Origin of the sequence: Thioalkalivibrio sp. ALE19, assembly GCF_000428605.1 — a bacterium.
Lineage (GTDB): Bacteria > Pseudomonadota > Gammaproteobacteria > Ectothiorhodospirales > Ectothiorhodospiraceae > Thioalkalivibrio.
This window is the reverse complement of the sequence record NZ_AUAG01000001.1, coordinates 1-16,232: the sequence shown is the minus strand read 5'-3', so window position 1 is coordinate 16,232 and position 16,232 is coordinate 1. Positions and strand designations below refer to the sequence as shown.

General features: G+C 66.7%; 14 protein-coding genes and 3 tRNA genes. 11 read left to right on the top strand and 6 right to left on the bottom strand.

All coding sequences use genetic code 11. From position 1 onward, the window contains the following. Positions 1-12 precede the first annotated feature (12 nt). The 3 genes from ftsA to lpxC all read left to right on the top strand — a co-directional run bounded on the left by ftsA (position 13) and on the right by lpxC (position 3,535). Positions 13-1,248 carry a cell division protein FtsA gene (gene ftsA / locus F787_RS0100085; RefSeq protein ID WP_018869879.1) on the top strand — a complete coding sequence of 412 codons (1,236 nt, stop codon included), beginning with the start codon at positions 13-15 and terminating at the stop codon, positions 1,246-1,248. Positions 1,249-1,325: 77 nt separating this feature from the next. Further along, positions 1,326-2,495 carry a cell division protein FtsZ gene (ftsZ, locus tag F787_RS0100080; protein WP_019021424.1) on the top strand — a complete coding sequence of 390 codons (1,170 nt, stop codon included), beginning with the start codon at positions 1,326-1,328 and terminating at the stop codon, positions 2,493-2,495. 119 nt (positions 2,496-2,614) lie between these two features. Further along, positions 2,615-3,535: a UDP-3-O-acyl-N-acetylglucosamine deacetylase gene (lpxC, locus tag F787_RS0100075; protein WP_081617416.1), complete on the top strand. Its 921-nt coding sequence runs from the start codon at positions 2,615-2,617 to the stop codon at positions 3,533-3,535. Positions 3,536-3,541: 6 nt separating this feature from the next. On the opposite strand, the gene F787_RS0100070 is transcribed toward lpxC, so the two are convergent. Continuing rightward, a complete protein-coding gene (locus F787_RS0100070; protein ID WP_019021422.1) occupies positions 3,542-3,985 on the bottom strand; it encodes a DciA family protein in 444 nt (147 codons plus the stop codon). Between the two features lie 51 nt (positions 3,986-4,036). On the opposite strand from F787_RS0100070, the gene F787_RS0100065 reads away from it, so the two are divergent. The 4 genes from F787_RS0100065 to F787_RS0100050 are packed head-to-tail and all read left to right on the top strand — an operon-like array spanning position 4,037 to position 9,953. Then, the gene (locus F787_RS0100065) at positions 4,037-4,906 is read left to right on the top strand and encodes a M23 family metallopeptidase (protein WP_028490940.1); all 870 of its coding nucleotides are present in this window, start codon (positions 4,037-4,039) and stop codon (positions 4,904-4,906) included. A 58-nt stretch (positions 4,907-4,964) separates the two neighbouring features. Beyond that, the gene (gene secA / locus F787_RS0100060) at positions 4,965-7,769 is read left to right on the top strand and encodes a preprotein translocase subunit SecA (protein ID WP_028490939.1); all 2,805 of its coding nucleotides are present in this window, start codon (positions 4,965-4,967) and stop codon (positions 7,767-7,769) included. Further along, positions 7,769-8,986: a bifunctional glutamate N-acetyltransferase/amino-acid acetyltransferase ArgJ gene (gene argJ, locus F787_RS0100055; protein WP_028490938.1), complete on the top strand. Its 1,218-nt coding sequence runs from the start codon at positions 7,769-7,771 to the stop codon at positions 8,984-8,986. The genes secA and argJ overlap by 1 nt, the downstream gene beginning before the upstream one ends. Next, the gene (locus tag F787_RS0100050; protein ID WP_026279491.1) at positions 8,967-9,953 is read left to right on the top strand and encodes a Nudix family hydrolase; all 987 of its coding nucleotides are present in this window, start codon (positions 8,967-8,969) and stop codon (positions 9,951-9,953) included. Before argJ ends, F787_RS0100050 begins: the two co-directional genes overlap by 20 nt. A gap of 28 nt (positions 9,954-9,981) precedes the next feature. On the opposite strand, the gene zapD is transcribed toward F787_RS0100050, so the two are convergent. The 5 genes from zapD to pilB are packed head-to-tail and all read right to left on the bottom strand — an operon-like array spanning position 9,982 to position 15,264. After that, a complete protein-coding gene (zapD, locus tag F787_RS0100045) occupies positions 9,982-10,752 on the bottom strand; it encodes a cell division protein ZapD (RefSeq protein ID WP_018869887.1) in 771 nt (256 codons plus the stop codon). A 55-nt stretch (positions 10,753-10,807) separates the two neighbouring features. Next, complete coding sequence (gene coaE / locus F787_RS0100040; protein ID WP_028490937.1) at positions 10,808-11,419, bottom strand: dephospho-CoA kinase; 612 nt, start codon at positions 11,417-11,419, stop codon at positions 10,808-10,810. Positions 11,420-11,428: 9 nt separating this feature from the next. Next, entirely contained in the window at positions 11,429-12,295 is an 867-nt protein-coding gene (locus F787_RS0100035) for an A24 family peptidase (protein ID WP_018869889.1), read from the bottom strand. Positions 12,296-12,317: 22 nt separating this feature from the next. After that, positions 12,318-13,529 (bottom strand): type II secretion system F family protein, encoded by a 1,212-nt coding sequence (locus F787_RS0100030; RefSeq protein WP_018869890.1) that lies wholly within the window; start codon positions 13,527-13,529, stop codon positions 12,318-12,320. 19 nt (positions 13,530-13,548) lie between these two features. Beyond that, a complete protein-coding gene (gene pilB / locus F787_RS0100025; protein WP_028490936.1) occupies positions 13,549-15,264 on the bottom strand; it encodes a type IV-A pilus assembly ATPase PilB in 1,716 nt (571 codons plus the stop codon). A gap of 260 nt (positions 15,265-15,524) precedes the next feature. On the opposite strand from pilB, the gene F787_RS0100020 reads away from it, so the two are divergent. From F787_RS0100020 to F787_RS15360, 4 genes are all read left to right on the top strand, one after another. Further along, positions 15,525-15,609: transfer RNA gene (locus F787_RS0100020), tRNA-Tyr, on the top strand. Between the two features lie 53 nt (positions 15,610-15,662). Continuing rightward, positions 15,663-15,736: transfer RNA gene (locus tag F787_RS0100015), tRNA-Gly, on the top strand. Between the two features lie 20 nt (positions 15,737-15,756). Then, a tRNA-Thr gene (locus F787_RS0100010) sits at positions 15,757-15,832 on the top strand. A 70-nt stretch (positions 15,833-15,902) separates the two neighbouring features. After that, positions 15,903-16,232, top strand: a 330-nt coding sequence (locus tag F787_RS15360; RefSeq protein WP_042805503.1) for a GTP-binding protein, incomplete at its 3' end; no start/stop codon positions are given.

Genomic DNA, 16,232 nt, shown 5'->3' with positions numbered 1-16,232 from the left:
GGACGCGGGGAGATGATGGCAAAGAAGGCGGAATCGGGTCTGATCGTCGGGCTGGATGTCGGGACCTCGAAGATCGAGGCCATCGTCGGCGAGCTGAAGGACGATGGCGAGATCGAGATCATCGGCATCGGCTCGTCACCCTCGCGCGGCCTGAAGAAGGGCGTGGTGGTCAACATCGAGTCCACCGTGCAGTCGATCCAGCGCGCGGTGGAGGAGGCCGAGCTGATGGCCGGCTGCGAAATCCACTCGGTGTATACCGGCATCGCCGGCAGCCACGTGAAGAGCTACAACTCGACCGGCGTGGTGGCCATCAAGGACGGCGAGGTGGGGCCGGGCGACGTCGAGCGGGTCATCGACGCCGCGCGGGCGATCGCGATCCCCGCCGACCAGCGGATCCTCCACGTGCTCCCGCAGGAATACATCATCGACGAGCAGGAAGGCATCCGCGAACCGGTGGGGATGTCCGGCGTGCGCCTGGAGGCCAAGGTCCATCTGGTCACCGGCGCGGTGTCGGCGGCGCAGAACATCGTGAAATGCGTGGAACGCTGCGGGCTGCGGGTGGACGACATCATCCTCGAACAGCTGGCGTCGTCGTATTCGGTGCTGACCGAGGACGAGAAGGATCTGGGGGTCTGCCTGGTCGATGTCGGGGGCGGCACCACCGACATCGCGGTGTTCTCCCACGGCGCCATCGCGCACACCGCGGTGCTGCCGATCGCCGGCGACCAGGTGACCAACGACATCGCGGTCGCGCTGCGCACGCCGACGCAGTACGCCGAAGAACTGAAGATGAAATACGCCTGCGCGCTGCGCTCGCTGGCCGACCCCGGGGAGTCCATCGAGGTCCCGGGGGTGGGCGACCGCGAAGCGCGCCGGCTGTCGCGGCAGACCCTCGCCTCGGTGGTGGAGCCGCGTTACGAGGAGCTGCTGCAGCTGGTTCAGGCCGAACTGCGCCGTTCCGGGACCGAGGAGATGATCGCCGCCGGTGTCGTTCTGACCGGCGGATCGTCGCGGATGGAAGGTGGGGTGGATCTCGCCGAGGAGGTCTTCCACATGCCCGTTCGCCTGGGGGTCCCGCAGCACGTGACCGGGCTGCTGGACGTGGTGCGCAACCCGGTGCACGCCACCGGGGTGGGCCTGCTGCTGTATGCCCGCGAGTCACGGGCCCTGCAGGAGGCCCGCCCGGTGGAATCCGGGTTCCAGGGGATCTGGGCGCGCATGAAGCGCTGGTTTACCGGCCAGTTCTAGGCCGGACCGAAGGGCCGGACCGCTCTCCGGCTACCGAGAAGGAAGGACATGTACACACGAAACAAGAGGACGCAATCATGACGTTCGAACTGATGGATACCTTTAGCCAGAGCGCCACGATCAAGGTCGTGGGCGTGGGTGGCGGCGGCGGCAACGCCGTACAGCACATGGTTCATTCGCAGCTGGATGGTGTGGATTTCATCTGCGCCAATACCGATGCCCAGGCGCTCAAGAGCCTGGATTCCAAGACCCTGCTGCAGCTGGGCGGGGACATCACCAAGGGCCTGGGCGCCGGGGCCGACCCGTCGGTGGGCCGCGAGGCCGCACTGGAGGATCGCGAGCGGGTGCAGGACCTGCTGCACGGCGCGGACATGGTGTTCATCACCGCCGGCATGGGCGGCGGCACCGGCACCGGCGCGGCCCCGGTGGTGGCGCAGATCGCCAAGGAGATGGGCATCCTGACCGTGGCCGTGGTGACCAAGCCGTTCCCGTTCGAGGGCAAGAAGCGCATGCAGGTCGCAATGTCCGGGATCAAGGCGCTGACCGAGCAGGTGGACTCCCTGATCACCATCCCCAACGAGAAGCTGCTCACGGTGATGGGCAAGAACACCACCCTGCTGGATGCCTTCAAGGCCGCCAACGACGTGCTGTTCGGCGCGGTGCAGGGCATCGCCGAGCTGATCACCCGTCCGGGCCTCATCAACGTCGACTTCGCCGACGTACGCAACGTGATGCGCGAGATGGGCATGGCGATGATGGGTACCGGCACCGGTTCCGGCGAAGACCGTGCGCGCCAGGCCGCCGAGGCCGCGATTGCCAGCCCGCTGCTGGAGGACATCGACATCTCCGGGGCCCGCGGCATCCTGGTCAACGTGACCGGCGGCATGGATGTCGGTATCGGCGAATTCGAGGAAGTCGGCGAAGCGGTGAAGGCGCTGGCCTCCGAGGACGCCACCGTGGTGGTGGGTACCGTCATCGATCCCGAGATGAGCGACGAGATGCGGGTCACGCTGGTGGCCACCGGCCTGGGCGCGCAGACCGAGCAGCCCGAACGCCCGCAGGTGCGCGTGGTGGATGCCCAGCCGCAGCAGGCGGCGGCGGGTTCCGACGTGGATTTCGACCGCCCCACGCACCAGCGTCAGCGCCGCGGCCAGGACGAGGTCGCGACCGATTACGGCAGCGGTAACCAGCAGTCGAATATCGATGTGCTCGACATCCCGGCTTTCCTGCGCAAGCAGGCTGACTGAGGGACTTGACATGCAGGAGGAGCGGAATCCTGCAATAATGGAGTATTCGTTGTGTGCATGAACGGAGCCCGGGAGGGCCCGGGCTCCCCTCCATGCGCTCTCGCAGAAGAGGCAGTGCGTTGATCAGGCAAAGAACGCTCAAGAACAGCATCCGGGCGACCGGAGTGGGGCTCCATACGGGCGAGAAGGTGGTCCTTACGCTGCGTCCGGCCCCCCCCAATACCGGAATCGTGTTTCACCGCGATGACCTCGACCCGCCGGTGGAAATCCCGGCACGGGCCGAGAACGTCGGGGACACGCGGCTGTCCACGACCCTGGTCAACGGCGATGCGCGGGTTTCCACCGTGGAACATCTGCTGTCGGCGGTGGCCGGTCTGGGCATCGACAATCTCTTCGTCGACGTGAGCGCTGCGGAGGTCCCGATCATGGACGGCAGCGCGGGACCGTTCGTGTTCCTGCTGCAGTCCGCGGGTCTCAAGGAGCAGGATGCTCCCAAGGAATTCATCCGGGTGAAGCGCAGCGTGGAGGTTCGCGACGGCGACAAATGGGTGCGCTTCGATCCCTATGAAGGGTTCAAGGTCGGCTTCTGCATCGACTTTGAACACCCCATGTTCACGGACGGGAGCCAGCGCGCCGAGCTGGATTTCTCGTCGACCTCGTTCGTGAAGGAAGTCTCGCGCGCCCGGACCTTCGGGTTCATGCGCGACATCGAGGCCCTGCGTGCGAATCAGCTGGCACTGGGCGGCAGCCTGGACAATGCCGTGGTGCTGGACGACTTCAAGATCCTCAACGAGACCGGGCTGCGCTACGACAACGAGCTGGTAAAACACAAGATCCTCGACGTGGTCGGCGATCTCTACCTGCTGGGCCACAGCCTGATCGGGGCCTTCACCGGGCACAAGTCCGGCCATGCCCTGAACAATCAGCTCATCCGTCAGCTGGCCGCGGATCGGACGGCCTGGGAAAAGGTCACCTTCGAGGATCCCTCCGAGCCGCTGCCGATCTCGTTCGGGCAGCTGGAGCCGGGCGCCACCGGCTGAGGGACGTCACTCTCTGTCGTTCCCCGCATCGCGGGGACGGGCGCGGGCCAGCCGCCGCAGTGCTCCCGCCAGCCGGGGATCGTCGACCTCGCCGGCCGTCTGTTCCAGGGTCTGGCGGGCGCTGTCCGGGATCGGCGGACGGCTGCGCACCGGATCCGGTTCGGTGGAGCGGGCCGCACCGCCCAGGGCGACCCGCACGCGCTCCACTTCGGGGTAGCCGGCCGCCTGCAGGGTCTTGAGGATCTCGCGCTGCTGGAAGCGCATCTCGGTACACAGGGCACGGTCGCGGCAGACCGCCACCAGGGTGGTGTCGTGGCGCACCAGCTGGAGTCGCCCGCTGGCGACGTGCGTTCCGACCAGCCCGGCCAGCGCCCGTTCCAGTGCCCGGTCCGGGGTGACGTGGCTCTGCCACGCGGCGCGGATGTATCGGCCGATGCGGGGCGGCGTCATGGCTGACATGGCGCCTTCCGCTCGAGGCTTGCAGGAATCAACGGAGGTTGCATGGACCTGATGCTACTACGAGCCGGCGGTGTCTGTACCCGGATCCCGCTGTGGCTGGTGGTTCCGATGCTGCTGGGGGTGCTGGCCGCGGTCGTGACCGCCGGCTATCAGCTGGGCCAGCAGCAGCGCGACGTGGTCAAAATCCCCGTGCTTCCGACCGTGGGCTCGCCCGATCTCGAACCCGCGGAACGCGAGCTCGCGCGAGAGGGGGTGGAGTCGCTGGCGTCCCGTCTGGTCGAGCTGGAAAACCGCCAGGCGCGTCTGGACCTGCGCCTGTCCGGTCTGGGCGACGCCCTGGATCTGGACCCGGAGGCGCTGGAACCGGAGACCGGAGGTCGCGGCGGACCCGCGCCGCCGGATTCCGCGGCCGCGATGGACCGTCGCATCGCTGCGCTGGATCACCTGCTGGGGCGGCGCGACACGACGGTCGCGCGCCTGGACGAGGCGGTGCGCGGCGATGCCCGGGACGCGCGCATGCGCCCCGGCGTCCGGCCGGTGGAATCCGAGGCCTGGGTCAGTTCGGCCTTTGGATACCGCGACGATCCGTTCACCGGCGAGCGGCGTTTCCATTCCGGCATCGACTACGCGGGACGCGAGGGATCCGAGATCCGTGCGGCCGCGGACGGGATCGTGGTCCGGGCGGACACCAACGGCGGGTTCGGGCGCAGCGTCGACATCGTTCATGCCGACGGATTGCTGACCCGTTACGCGCATAATTCGGAGTTGCTGGTCGATCCCGGGGAGCGGGTGGAAGCGGGCCAGCCCATCGCCCGCATGGGCAGTACCGGACGGGCGACGGATACCCACCTCCATTTCGAAGTCCACGGTCCCGGCGGGCCGGAAAATCCGGCCGACTACGTCCATCGCTGAGCGTGACCTCCGCGGATCGTTTATCCTAGGTCGGTTTCAGCCAATCTTCCGGATCCCCATGAAGCAGCTCGTACGCAAGTTCTTCGGCAGTCGCAACGACCGCATCATCAAGCGCTACGCGAAAAAGGCCGAGCGCATCAATGCCCTGGCCCCGGCCATCGACGATCTGCCGCAGGAAGAGCTGCGGCACAAGACCGATGAATTCCGCCGGCGGCTGCAGTCGGGCGAGGACCTGGATGCGCTGCTGCCCGAAGCCTTCGCGGTCTGCCGCGCGATGAGCGACCGCGTGCTGGGTCTGCGCCACTTCGATGTCCAGCTGATAGGCGGGATGGTCCTGCACGACGGACGGATCGCGGAAATGCGTACCGGCGAGGGCAAGACCCTGGTCGCGACCCTGACGGCCTATCTCAATGCGTTGCCGGGCGATGGCGTGCACGTGGTGACCGTGAACGACTATCTCGCCCGCCGCGATGCGGCCTGGATGGGACGGCTCTACCAGGCCCTGGGGCTGACGGTCGGTGTCATCAACTCTTCCGGCGGGCAGTCGGGCGGTGCGTCCTCGTTCGTTTTCGACCCCGACCATGTGGCGGGTGAGGAAGGCATGGACGGGCTGCGACCGGTCACCCGTACCGAGGCCTACGCGGCCGACATCACCTATGGCACGAACAACGAGTTCGGTTTCGACTATCTGCGCGACAACATGGCCTTCTCGGCCGATCAGCGCGTGCAGCGGGGCCTGAACTACGCGCTGGTCGACGAGGTGGACTCGATCCTGATCGACGAGGCGCGCACGCCGCTGATCATTTCCGGCCCGTCCGGCTCGGACTCCGAGCTGTACGAGCGCATGAACGCGATCCCGCCGCAGCTGACGCGGCAGGAAGACGAAGAGAGCGAGGGCGATTACTTCGTTGACGAGAAGGCCAAACAGGTCTTCCTCAGCGAGGAGGGCCACGAGAAGGCCGAGGCCCTGCTGCGCGAGGCCGGCCTGCTGGAGGAGGACCAGTCGCTGTACGACGCCGGCGCGATCGCGGTCCTGCACCATCTGAACGCAGCGCTGCGCGCGCATGCCCTGTTCCATCGGGATGTCGACTATCTGGTGCGCGACAACCAGGTCCAGATCATCGACGAATTCACCGGCCGCATCATGACCGGTCGGCGCTGGTCCGAGGGGCTGCATCAGGCGATCGAGGCCAAGGAGGGCGTGCCGATCCAGCGCGAGAACCAGACGCTCGCCTCGATCACCTTCCAGAACTACTTCCGCCAGTACGACAAGCTGGCGGGCATGACCGGCACCGCGGATACCGAGGCCTACGAGTTCCAGACCATCTACGGCCTGGAGGTCGTGGTGGTTCCCGGGAACAAGCCGCTGATCCGCGAGGACATGCAGGATCTGGTGTACCTGACCCAGGACGAGAAGTACGACGCGATCGCCAAGGAGATCCAGTGGTGCGTCGAACGCGGCCAGCCGGTGCTGGTCGGCACGGCCTCGGTGGACAGCTCCGAGCGGCTGGCGAAGTCCCTCAAGGAGAAGGGCATCGAATTCGAGGTGCTCAACGCCAAGCAGCACGAGCGCGAGGCGCACATCATCGCCCAGGCCGGACGTCCGGGGGCGGTGACTCTGGCCACCAACATGGCCGGGCGCGGTACCGACATCGTCCTCGGCGGCAGTCTCGACGCGGAACTGGCCGGTGTCGATCCGAACGACGAGCAGCAGCGCGAACGCATCCGCGAGGACTGGCAGAAACGTCACGACGACGTCCTCGCCGCCGGCGGCCTGCACATCATCGGCTCGGAGCGGCACGAATCGCGGCGCATCGACAACCAGCTGCGCGGGCGTTCGGGGCGCCAGGGTGACCCGGGCTCCAGCCGGTTCTTCCTGTCCCTGGAAGACAACCTGATGCGGGTGTTCGCATCCGAACGGGTGAAGTCCCTGATGGGACGCCTGGGCATGAAGGAAGGCGAGGCGATCGAGAACGCCTGGGTCTCGCGCGCCATCGAGAACGCCCAGCGCAAGGTCGAGGCGCACAACTTCGATATCCGCAAGCAGCTGCTGGAATACGACGACGTCGCCAACGATCAGCGCCAGGTCATCTACGAGCAGCGCGCGGAGCTGCTGACCACCGAGGACATCAGCGACACCATTGATGCCCTGGTGGCCGACGTGATGAATGCGCAGATCAGCGAATACATCCCGCCCGGCAGCATCGAGGATATCTGGGATCCGGAAGGGCTGGAGCAGGCGCTGCGCAACGAATTCGGCCTGGAACTGCCGGTCAAGCAGTGGCTGGATGACGAGGACGACCTGCACGAGGAGCCGCTGCGCGAGCGCATCATCGAGCGGGCGCGCGAGGCCCTCAACGGCAAGCGCGAACAGCTGGGTGATGCCACCATGAATCGCCTGCAGCGCGACGTGATGCTGCAGGTGCTGGATTCGCAGTGGAAGGAACACCTGGCGGCGATGGACTATCTGCGCCAGGGGATCGGCCTGCGCGGGTATGCCAACCGCAATCCCAAGCAGGAATACAAGAAAGAAGCGTTCGCGATGTTCCAGTCGCTGCTGGAGCGCATCAAGCACGACGTGATCAAGATGCTGCTGCGCATCCAGCTGCGCTCGGCCGAGGAAGCCGAACAGCTGCAGCCGGAGCGCCAGGCACCGGACACCGGGGCCATGAATTTCCGCCACGAGAATCCCGACAGTCCGCTGGCCGCGGACGAGGACGACGGGGGCGCCGCGGACGAGGGCGCACGCAAGGTCGCCGGTGGTGACGAGACGTACCGGCGGGAGGAGCCCAAGCTCGGACGCAACGAGCCCTGCTGGTGCGGTTCCGGCAAGAAATACAAGCACTGCCACGGCCGGCTCTGATGGCCGTGGGACTGCAGGAACCGTCGGCGCCGCCGGCCGTGTCGGGCATCCGTCTGGCTGCCGGCGCGGCCGGCATCCGTTATGCGGGTCGTGATGACCTGGTGCTGATGGACGGTGGCGAACACGCAGTGGTCGCCGCGTTGTACACCACCAGCGCGTTTCGCGCCGCGCCGGTGGAGGTCGCTCGCCGCCATCAGGCGGACGGGCGCCCCCGCTGGCTGCTGATCAACGCCGGGAACGCGAACGCGGGTACCGGCGAGCCCGGGCTGCGTGCGGCCGAGGCCAGCTGCACGGCCCTGGCCCGGCTGGTCGACAGCGAGGCCTCGGCGGTGCTGCCGTTTTCCACCGGGGTGATCGGCGAGCCGTTTCCGCTGGAGCGGCTGGAGGCGGCCCTGCCTGCGCTCCACGCCGGACTGGCCGAGGATGGCGAAAGCTGGCTGCGGGCAGCGCGGGCGATCATGACCACCGACACGGTGCCCAAGGTCGCCAGCCGCGAGGTGCATCTGTCCGAAGGGTGCGTGCGGCTGACAGGCATGGCGAAGGGATCGGGGATGATCCATCCCGACATGGCGACGATGCTGGGGTTTGTCGGCACCGATCTGGCCACCGATGCGGACGAGCTGGACGCGCTGCTGCGCGAGGCGAACCGTGACAGTTTCAACGCCATTACCGTGGATGGCGATACCTCGACCAATGACGCGCTGGTCTGCATGGCCAGCGGGGCCAGCGGTGTCCGCCTCGCCGGCGATGCCGACCGCACCGCGTTCGCGCAGGCGCTGGGGTCACTGTGTCTGGAACTGGCGACCGCGATCGTGCGCGACGGGGAAGGGGCGACCAAGTTCGTGACCGTGGAGGTGACGGGCGCATGCGAGCGGGCGGAAGCCGAGCGCGTTGCCGAGACGGTCGCGTTGTCCCCTCTGGTGAAGACCGCGCTGTACGCCAGCGACCCGAACTGGGGGCGCATCCTCGCAGCCGTGGGACGGGCCGGCGTCAGCGATCTCCGGATCGAGGGTGTCACGGTGGACATCAACGGTCTGGCGATCGTGCGCGCTGGCGGCCGCGCGCCCGAATACCGCGAGGAAGACGGCCAGGCCGCCTTCGCGGCCGACGAGATCACCATCGCCATCGACCTTGGACGGGGCGATGCGCGGGCGCGCAAGTACACCTGCGATTTCTCCCACGACTACGTGCGCATCAATGCCGAATACCGCTCCTGAGGCGGCACCGCTTGATGTGGCGCTGGGCGTGATCGAGGACGGGGCCGGCCGGGTCCTGGTTGGTCAGCGCGGGGCCGGGCAGCATCAGCCGGGCCGCCTCGAATTCCCCGGCGGCAAGCTGGAGGCGGACGAGTCCCCGGTCGCGGGCCTGGTACGCGAGATCCGGGAGGAGACCGGCCTGGGGGTCGAGCAGGCCATCCCCTGCCTGCGGCTGGAGCACGACTACGGCGACCGCCGCGTCAGGTTGCACGTGTTCCGGGTGCCGGACTGGAGCGGCGAGGTCCGGGAGTGCGAAGGACGTGCCCTGTGCTGGCGCGAGGCGGCCGCGCTGGATCCGGCGGATTTCCCGGCCGCCAACGGCCCGATACTGCGCCTGTTGCAGCTCCCCGATTTCCTTCTGGTGACGCCCGACCCGGCCGGGTCCGACGGCATCGCCGCCGTGGTGGACCGTGTGGCGGCCCGCCTCCGGCACGGGGACGTGGGGCTGTTGCAGATCCGTGCGCCGGGGCTGGCACGGGACGACTATCTCCGCTTTGCCCGGGATCTGGTGGCGGTGTCGCAGTCGCTGGGTACCGAAGTGCTGCTGAACGCGCCGCTGGACTGGCTGGACGAGCTGCCGCCGGCCGGGGTGCATCTGCCGGAGCGGCGCTGGCGGGCGCTGTCCCGGCGCCCCGCGGTAGCCGGCCGTATCAGCGTCTCGGCGCACGATGTCACGGGTCTCCAGGAGGCGGGGAGGCTGGCGCCCGATCTGGCCGTGGTCGGTCCGGTCCGGCCGACCCGGACGCACCCGGGGGCGACGCCGCTGGGCTGGGACGGTCTGGCACGTCTGACCGCTGCGAGTCCGGTGCCGGTCTACGCCCTGGGGGGGCTGGACGCGGGCAGCCTCGCGCCGGCCCGCGCCGCCGGTGCCTGCGGGATTGCGGCCATTCGTGGTCTGCTCGGAGAGCCGCCGGGCGGCGGGGAGTGACGGCACGGGCGGTGCCGCCCGGTCCTAACTACAGGGCGCAGCAGCAAAGGCCGAACGTCACATCCTCGCGCACCGGATTCGGGCGCGAGCGGAAATCGCCGGGATCCATGAAGCGCACGGTGAAGCGCTGACGCCCGCCCGAGATCTCGGGGTAGATGCCCAGCTGCGGGTCCACGCTGACCCGGATCATCTGCCAGGCGTGCTGGCTGTCCAGGGGCTGTTCCAGGAAGCCCTCCTCCGCGGTGACGCTGCGGTCGTTGCCGGATCCGCGGATATAGCGCAGCACGTGCTGCGTGGCCTCGGTCACGCTCTCCAGCGGCCGGAACCACTCCAGCAGCAGCTCGGTGCGTGCTTCCACGGGCTGTGACAGCCAGTGGTGGTAGATCGGCAGATCGAAGTCGAAGGCTCCCCCGGGCAGGGCCATCCGCTGGCGCACACTGTTGAAGAATTCGTTCTCGCGGACCGCCCCGTCCAGCGCCCCGGCCTGCTCTTCGAGTGCGGTATGCAGGCGTCGCTGGTCGTCCATCGTGCTTCGGAAACGGCTGGCGTCGATCCCGGGCTGGTCGGCCAGTCGTTGCAGATTGGCGGTCTGGCGTTCGATCTCGCCCATCAGTTCGCGCTTGATGTCGACGCGCGTGACCAGCGCATAGATGTCGACCAGGGAGACCAGGGCTTCGTGATGGTCGTAAGGTTGCCCTGCCTGCAGGGCGTCACCGAAACGTTGCGTGAGCGCCTCCAGCCGGAGCAGGAGGCGGATCCGTTCGTGGAGGGGCTGTTCGAAGATCAGCGGACGGGTCACGGCGGCGCCATTGGATTGAAGATCCTGCAGTATCGAACATTGGGGGCCATGGTTTCTACCCGTCGGAAGTGAGGGAGCGCAATTCGCGGTCGATGGTCAGTACCTGTTGGCGAAGCCGGCCATCGTCCACGCTGTCCCGATTGTCGATCCAGGCGTCCGCCCGCCGGCGCCGTTCGTCGGACCCGAGCTGACGCTCCATGATGGCGGCGACCTCCTCCCGGGTCCGGTCGTCGCGCCGGGTGACTCGTTCGATTTGCTCCTCGGGCGTGCATTCGACGGTGATCACCCGAACAAAATCGTCCTCCCAGCCGGCCTCGAACAGCAGCGGGACCACGATCAGGGCATACGGGGCGTCCGTGTCGTATTGCTGGAGTCGGGAATGGATCTCCCGATGGACCCGCGGGTGAACGATGGCTTCCAGCGCTTCGCGCTCGGCCGGGTCGGCAAACACGCGCGCGGCCAGCGCACGGCGATCGAGGTGACCGCGCGGATCGAGCACCCCGGGGCCGAAGTATTCAACGATGGCCCCGTGCAGGGGCTGGCCGGGTTCCTGCAGTTCGCGGGTGACGCGGTCGGCATCCAGAACCGGTACCCCCAGTTCCGCGAACAATGCCGCCACCCGGGTTTTCCCGGATCCAATGCCGCCGGTCAGGCCCGCCCGTTCCATACCCCCGGATTATAGGCCGTGAGGAAAATAGATGCGCAGCAACGCGTCGCCGGTGATCAGCGTCAGCCAGCCGGCGGCGGCGAGGTACGGGCCGAAAGGGATGGGGATGTTGCGGTCGCGCCCGCGCAGGGCGATCAGCGCGATCCCGACCACCGCACCCACCAGTGACGCGAGCAGCAGAATGACGGGCAGGGCCTGCCAGCCCAGCCACGCGCCCAGGGCGGCCAGCAGCTTGAAATCGCCATACCCCATCCCTTCCTTCCCGGTGAGCAGGCGGAAGCCGTGGAAGATCAGCCACAGGAGCAGGTAACCCGCCATGGCCCCGAACACCGCGGACTGCAGGTCGGTGAACAGCCCGAAGCTGTTGACCAGCAGGCCGAGCCACAGCAGCGGGAGCGTCAGCTGGTCCGGCAGCAGGGTGGTGCGGGCGTCGATCCCCCCGGCCGCGATCAGGACGGCCGTCAGGATCAGGGCCATGCCGGCTTCGATGCCCGTGCCGAAATACCAGACGGTGACTGCGAACAGGATCCCGGTGAGCAGTTCCACCGCCGGATACTGCCAGCTGATGCGCACACCACAGCCGGGACAGCGGCCACGCAGGAACGCAAAGCTGAGCAGCGGGATGTTCTCGATCGCGCGGATGGCGCGCTGGCAGTTCGGACAGCGCGAGCGGGGATGGATCAGGTCGAAACGTTCCGCGGTGGTATCCGCCGGCGGTTCCTCGCCATCCAGGACGTAGCGGGCCTCGGCCTGCCACTCCCGTTCGAGCATCACCGGCAGCCGCGCGATCACGACGTTGATGAAGCTGCCGATCACGAGCCCGAGAACGGCGGCGACCGCGATCGCGATCGCCGGATTGGCCAGCAGATCGCTCATGGCCGGCGGCCGCGGGTGGCCGTCACAGAACCTGCCCCATGTGGAAGATCGGCAGATACATGGCGATGACCAGGCCGCCGACCAGCACGCCCAGCACGACCATGATCAGCGGCTCGAGCAGGCTGGACAGGCTGTCCACCGCGTTGTCGACCTCTTCTTCGTAGAAGTCGGCGACCTTGCCCAGCATGGTGTCCAGCGAGCCGGATTCCTCGCCGATCGCGACCATCTGCACCACCATGTTGGGGAACACGGCGGTATTGCGCATCGACCATTGCAGCTGGCCGCCGGCCGCGGTCTCATCGCGCATGCGCTCGGTCGCTTCGCGATAAACGGCGTTACCCGTGGCGCCGGAGACCGAGTTGAGGGCGTCCACCAAAGGCACGCCGGCGGCGAACATGGTGGACAGCGTGCGGGCGAAACGGGCCACCGCGGCCTTGCGCAGGATGGGCCCGAATGCCGGGGCACGCAGGATCGCGATGTCGAGGAAGCGATCGAATTTCGGGAGACGCTGGCGTGCCTGGACGAAGAGGAAACCGGCCAGAACGGCCCCGCCAAGCAGGGCCCACCACCAGGCCTGCACGAACTCCGACATGTTAATGACCATGCGGGTGAACACCGGCAGGTCCGCGCCGAAGCCCTGGAACAGGGATTCGAACTGCGGCACCACGTAGATCAGCAGGATCGCCGTTACCACGATGGCCACCACGATGACCGCCGCCGGATAGAACAGGGCCTTGCGGATCTTGGCCTTGAGGGCCTCCGTTTTCTCCTTGTAGGTCGCGATCTTGTCGAGCAGCGTCTCCAGGGTTCCGGACTGCTCGCCCGACTCGACCAGATTCACCACGAGGTCGTCGAAGTGCTTCGGGTGCTTCGACAGGGCGGTGGCGAAGGTGTCGCCGCCCTCGACGTCGGTCTTGATCTGCATGATCAGATCGCGCATCGAGGCCTTTTCGTTGCCCCGTCCCACGATTTCGAACGCCTGCACCAGCGGTACGCCCGACTGCAGCATGGTGGTCATCTGCCGCAGGAAATACGCGATGTCGGCGGGGATGATCTTCTTCTGCCCGCCACCCAGAAGGGGCTTCGGCTTCTTCTTGATCTTCAGAACGTTGACACCGTTCTTGCGCAGTTCGGCGCGCGCGGAGGTCTCGTTCTCCGCGGGCACTTCGCCCTTGACGCGGTCCCCGTTCTTGTTGAGGCCTTCCCAAGTGTAGATCGTGCCGGAATCGGCCATTCCCTGTCCCCCTTAGCCGCTAGTCGATGGTCACGCGGTTGACTTCTTCCAGGCTGGTCAGCCCTTCGATGACCTTGTGCAGGCCCGCCCGCCGCAGGTCCTTGATGCCTTCCTTTTCGGCCTGGCGGGCGAGTTCGGTGCTGTTGCCATTTTCAAGGATGATCCGTTCAAGTTCCTCCGAGATCGGCAGAACCTGGTAGATCCCGACCCGGCCCTTGTAGCCGTTGGTGCACTGATCGCAGCCCACCGGCCGGTACACCGTGAAGCCCTGTTCCAGCTCCTCGTCGGTAAAGCCTTCGTCGCGCAGCGTTTCCTCCGGCAGTTCCTCGGGTGCCTTGCAGGCGGGGCACAGACGGCGCGCCAGTCGTTGCGCGATGATCAGCAGGATGGACGAGGCGATGTTGTACGGTGGCACCCCCATGTTGGCCAGGCGCGTCAGGGTTTGCGGCGCATCGTTGGTATGCAGGGTGGAGAGTACCAGATGCCCGGTCTGGGCGGCCTTGATGGCGATTTCGGCGGTTTCCAGGTCGCGGATCTCGCCGACCATGATTACGTCGGGGTCCTGGCGCAGGAAGGCGCGCAATGCGCTGGCGAATGTCAGTCCGACCTTGGGGTTGATGTTGACCTGGTTCACCCCGGGCATGTTGATTTCGGACGGGTCTTCCGCGGTGGAGATGTTGCGGTCCGACGTATTGAGGATGCCGAGACCGGTGTAGAGGGAGACGGTCTTGCCGGAGCCGGTCGGTCCGGTCACCAGGATCATCCCGTACGGGCGGCCGAGGGCCTCCAGGTACTGCGCCTTCTGCTCCTCCTCGTAACCGAGCTGATCGATGCCCATCGATGCCGAGCTCGGGTCGAGGATTCGCAGCACGATCTTTTCGCCGAACAGCGTGGGCAGCGAACTGACCCGGAAATCGATCGCGCGGGTGCGCGAGAGCTTCAGCTTGATGCGCCCGTCCTGCGGAATGCGGCGCTCGGCGATGTCCATGCGCGACATGACCTTGACGCGCGCCAGGATGCGCGGGGCCAGCGAGGTCGGTGGATGGGCCACCTCGTGCAGCACGCCGTCGATGCGGAAGCGCACGCGGAAATCCTTCTCGAACGGCTCCAGGTGGATATCCGACGCCTTGCGGTTGATGGCGTCCATCAGGAGCTTGTTGACGAAGCGAACGACCGGGGCGTCGTCGACTGCGTCGCCTTCCTCGGATGCGTTGTCGGCGTCGGAATCCGCCTCGACGTTCAGGCTGTCGAGTTCGTCGTCGCCCAGGTCCTCCATCAGCTGCGACGCAGCATTGAGCGCGTCGTCGATCGCCCGGTCCAGCTTCTTCGGTTCCACCAGCACCGCCTCGACGGGCATTCCGGTGGCGAACTTGAATTCGTCGGTGGCCACCAGGTTGGTGGGATCGGACACGGCGATGAACAGCCGGTTGCCGCGCTGCATCAGAGGCAGGGCATGATGCTTCTGGATCAGCTTCTCGTTCAGGTGGTCACGCGGGATGACTTCCTCGTCAAAGGCCGCCATGTCCAGCACCGGAAGCCCGAACTCCTCGGCCGCCGCCTCCACCAGTCGCGGTTCCGGCACGTCGCCCTTGTCGGCCAGCAGCGCCATGAGGGGGGTCTGTTGGGTCCGCGCCTGTTCGACCAGCTGCTGGGCGATGTCCTGTGCAATCAGCCCGTTGTCGACGAGGCGTTTCGCCAGCCCCGGCAGGCGGGGCGTCGTGTTGCTGTTGGCCATGGGTGTTCGCAGACGTTATTGGGGATGATCCACACTCTACGTGGCGCGGTCCGGAATGAAAACGCATGTCCGGGGCGGCGCCGCGGCCGACCCGTGCATTCGCTCGATATTAGAGCGGTTATTCGGCGGATTACAAGGATGGGTGCAAGGTTTTTCGCCGTCAGCGCCCTCGATGCGGGCCGATCGAAGGTTTTGCGAACGGCCTCTCGCGCGGGGTTGACTTGCCCTGATCTGTCTCTCAGAATGCACGGCTTGGTTCAGGAGGGATACCCAAGCGGCCAACGGGGGCAGACTGTAAATCTGCTGGCACAGCCTTCGGAGGTTCGAATCCTCCTCCCTCCACCACCCAGTTTCATGCCAGCGACCCGAGCGGGCGATGGCGAGAAAGCCAGGGTTCTGCGGGTGTAGTTCAATGGTAGAACCTCAGCCTTCCAAGCTGATGATGTGGGTTCGATTCCCATCACCCGCTCCAGATTCTGGCTTGCAGGTCAGGCTCATGTAGCTCAGCAGGTAGAGCACTTCCTTGGTAAGGAAGAGGTCACCGGTTCGAGTCCGGTCATGAGCTCCATTTTTTCAGGCACGTAGCAGCGTCAGTGCTGCCGTCGTAACGACAGCGTCACGATCCGGGGAAGCGAGATATGTCCAAGGAAAAGTTCGAACGCAAGAAGCCGCACGTGAATGTGGGGACGATTGGTCATGTGGACCACGGGAAGACGACGCTGACGGCGGCGTTGACGGTGGTTCAGGCGAAGAAGTACGGCAGCGATGCGCGTGCCTTTGACCAGATTGACAACGCGCCGGAAGAGAAGCAGCGCGGGATCACGATTGCGACGGCGCACGTGGAATACGAGTCGGACACGCGCCACTATGCGCACGTGGACTGCCCCGGGCACGCGGACTATGTGAAGAACATGATCACGGGTGCGGCGCAGATGGACGGCGCGATCCTGGTGGTGTCGGCGGCCGAC